General features: G+C 75.8%; 2 protein-coding genes and 1 pseudogene. 2 read left to right on the top strand and 1 reads right to left on the bottom strand.

Going from position 1 to position 2,459, the window contains the following annotated elements:
• Together ABZ641_RS33105 and ABZ641_RS33100 are read left to right on the top strand one after the other, a co-directional pair.
• Positions 1-225: pseudogene (locus ABZ641_RS33105) on the top strand (oxidoreductase); the annotation flags it as partial.
• Positions 222-1,157: an aldo/keto reductase gene (locus tag ABZ641_RS33100; RefSeq protein ID WP_359987877.1), complete on the top strand. Its 936-nt coding sequence runs from the start codon at positions 222-224 to the stop codon at positions 1,155-1,157. The pseudogene ABZ641_RS33105 and the gene ABZ641_RS33100, both read left to right, overlap by 4 nt.
• A 55-nt stretch (positions 1,158-1,212) precedes the next feature.
• Here ABZ641_RS33100 and ABZ641_RS33095 read toward each other — a convergent pair whose 3' ends face one another.
• Positions 1,213-2,184: a site-specific integrase gene (locus ABZ641_RS33095; RefSeq protein WP_359987875.1), complete on the bottom strand. Its 972-nt coding sequence runs from the start codon at positions 2,182-2,184 to the stop codon at positions 1,213-1,215.
• Positions 2,185-2,459 lie beyond the last annotated feature (275 nt).

Below are 2,459 nucleotides of genomic sequence, written 5' to 3'. Positions count from 1 at the left end.
GGCACCTACGACGCCCTCTACGACGACCTGTTCACCGGCAAGGACGAGCCGATCGACGTCAGCGGCGTCGACGTCTCCACCGACGGCATCGAACTGCAGGACCGCGAGTTCGTCGCCGCCATCCGCGAAGGCCGCGAACCCAACGCCTCCCTCGCCCAGGTGCTGCCCTGCTACCGCACGCTGGCCGCCCTCGAAGCGCAGCTCGACGCTGCCCGGGCCTCGTGACCGCGACGCCCCCGGCCGGCCGTGGACCCCGCCGGATCGGGCCCTTCGAGGTCCCGGCGGTCGGCCTGGGCTGCATGAACCTCAGCCACGCCTACGGAGTCCCGCCCGAGCCGCGGGCCGCCGAACACCTCCTGCGCACCGCCCTGGACGAGGGCGTCACCCTCTTCGACACCGCCGCCCTCTACGGCTTCGGCGCCAACGAGGAACTCCTCGGCCGCGTCCTCACCGCGCACCGGGAGCGCATCGTGCTCGCCAGCAAGTGCGGCATGACCGGCGTCGACCTCTACCACCTGCACCGCGTCGACCGGCAGGTCCCCGTGGAGGAGAGCATCGGCGCGATGGCCGAGCTCGTTCAGGCCGGGAAGGTCCGGGCCCTGGGACTCTCCGAGGCGTCGGCCGCGACGCTGCGCCGGGCCCACGCCGTGCACCCGATCGCCGCGCTGCAGAACGAGTACAGCCTCTGGTCGCGCAACCCCGAGCAGGGCACCCTGGCGGCGGCCGCGGAACTCGGCGTCGCCCTGGTGGCGTTCAGCCCGCTGGCCCGCGGCTTCCTCACCTCGGCGCCGCCCGACCCCGGCACGCTCCCCGAGCGGGACGTCCGCCGGCAGATGCCCCGCTTCGACGCCCGGCACTACCCCGCCAACCTCGAACTGCGGCGCAGGCTCGACGAGATCGCCGGGGGCGCCGGCTGCACCCTCGCCCAACTGGCGCTGGCCTGGGTGCTCTCCCGGGCGCCGCACGTCCTGGCGATCCCCGGGACGCGGTCCGTCGCGCACCTGCGGGAGAACCTGGCCGTGCTCGACCTCGCCGTCCCCGGCGAGGCCCTGGACGCCGCCGGGGAGGTGCTCGACTCCGCGACCGTGCACGGCGCGCGCTACCACGAGGCCACCCTGGCCGAGATCGACACGGAGCGCTGCGGGGCGGCGGGCTGACGTCCGGGCGTGCCGGTCGTCACCCTGCCGGGGGCCGTCACCCTGCCGGTGGTCGTCACCGTTCCGGGTCGGCGCGGCGCAGGACGGTGGCCCCGGCGAGGTCGGACGGTTCCAGGTCGATGGCGCGGCGGAGTTGCTCCATCCGCTTCGGCATCGGCTCCCAGCCGGGTTCGCCGGCCATGTCGAGGTTCAGGCTGCGGATCTCGCGGACGTAGGCGCGGGCCAGGCCGCGGAAGTGCAGCGGCAGGCCGGGCCGGGCCCGGCCGCTGGGGGAGACGCTCACCCACAGGGCGTCGGTGGTCTCGTTCGCCCGCCCGGCGGGCTTCGCGGCGTCGCGGACGACCAGGTGGCCGCGGGCCTTCAGCCAGTTCCGCAGGGCGGCCCGGGTGGGGCCCGAGAGCGCGACGGTCTCGGTGACCGGTTCGGCCGCGAGGTCGCGGTGCTGGGGGAGGCGGGTGACGCGGATCCGGCCCCGGTCGGTGTCGACGTCGCCCACCCGCAGGTGGCAGAGTTCGCCGGCGCGGCAGCCGGTGTCCATCACCGTGCCGATGATCGCGAGGATCCGGCTCCGCGCCTCGGACTGGCCCGGCCGGACGGCCCGCTCCAGGTGGCCGAGCAGGATGCTGCGCGGCCGGGCGGCGACGACCGGCCGCAGCCCGCCCTGCCGGGTGCGCGGCGGCAGTACGACCGCGATCCCCGCGCCGGCGCCGAGGATCTGCAGACAGTCCTCCCGCACCCGCATGGATGCGGGGGAGGGCTGGTCCGGCCGGGCGGCGGGCTTGCGGCGCAGGAGACCGCGCTCGGCCGCGTCGAGGTAGGCGGCGAGGGTGTCGGGGGCGAGGAGCCCGGCGAGGGAGGCGGCGGCGGAGGAGGGGATCTCGCCGCGCTCCAGGGCGGTGCGGAGCTCACCGGCGATCCACCGCAGTTGCTTCGCGCGGGACGCGCTGGTGGGCGGCTCGCAGGCGCGCTCCACCACGGCGTTCAGCGCCTCGACGGAGGGCGCGGCCACGGCCGGGACGTCTGCCATGCGGTCACCCTAGTGCGGGGGGCCGACAGGTCCGCCGATCCCTGCCACCGAACCCGCCGACCGGCTCATCGGATGGTCATATCAATAACTGGCCTGGGGCGCCGTTAGCGGTGGGGGCGGTCGCGCGGGGGTGGCCGTTCCCGTCGGCTCGCCGTCCCGCAGTGGTGGCCGTCCCTCCGGCGCCTGCCGGTACGGGGCCGCTCGTGGTCCGGCGCCCCGCCCCCGCTGCGCCGACGAACACCTGTCGGAGGCGGCGTTCATGTCAATATCGCGGC

The sequence above is a fragment of the Kitasatospora sp. NPDC007106 genome, assembly GCF_040634455.1.
GTDB lineage: Bacteria > Actinomycetota > Actinomycetes > Streptomycetales > Streptomycetaceae > Kitasatospora > Kitasatospora arboriphila.
Note: the sequence above shows the minus strand (reverse complement) of the source record. Positions and strands in the feature narration are given on the sequence as shown.